Origin of the sequence: Pseudomonas sp. SIMBA_067 (assembly GCF_046534675.1) — a bacterium.
GTDB classification, from domain to species: Bacteria; Pseudomonadota; Gammaproteobacteria; order Pseudomonadales; family Pseudomonadaceae; genus Aquipseudomonas; species Aquipseudomonas putida.
Genome location: NZ_JAWRYH010000996.1, coordinates 1 through 249, shown reverse-complemented (window position 1 = coordinate 249; position 249 = coordinate 1). Strand labels below are relative to the sequence as shown.

Genomic DNA, 249 nt, shown 5'->3' with positions numbered 1-249 from the left:
AGAGCAGCAGCTCCCCCATGGCGCGCATCACAAAGAACAGCATAAAACCGATGATCATATAGACGAAAATGATCGAGGGGCCAGCCAGGCTGATGGTTTTACCTGAACCCATAAACAGGCCGGTACCGATAGCGCCACCAATGGCGATTAGCTGGATGTGACGATTGTGCAGATTGCGCTGGAGTTTATCGGGCGTTTCGTGGGTGCTTGCGGTTTCTTTAGATTGATCAACCATAGAATTGTCTTTCC

1 pseudogene is annotated in these 249 nt (G+C 50.2%); it reads right to left on the bottom strand.

From position 1 onward, the window contains the following. Positions 1 to 235, bottom strand: a pseudogene (locus tag SB765_RS32205) (D-serine/D-alanine/glycine transporter); the annotation flags it as partial. Positions 236 to 249: the final 14 nt, after the last annotated feature.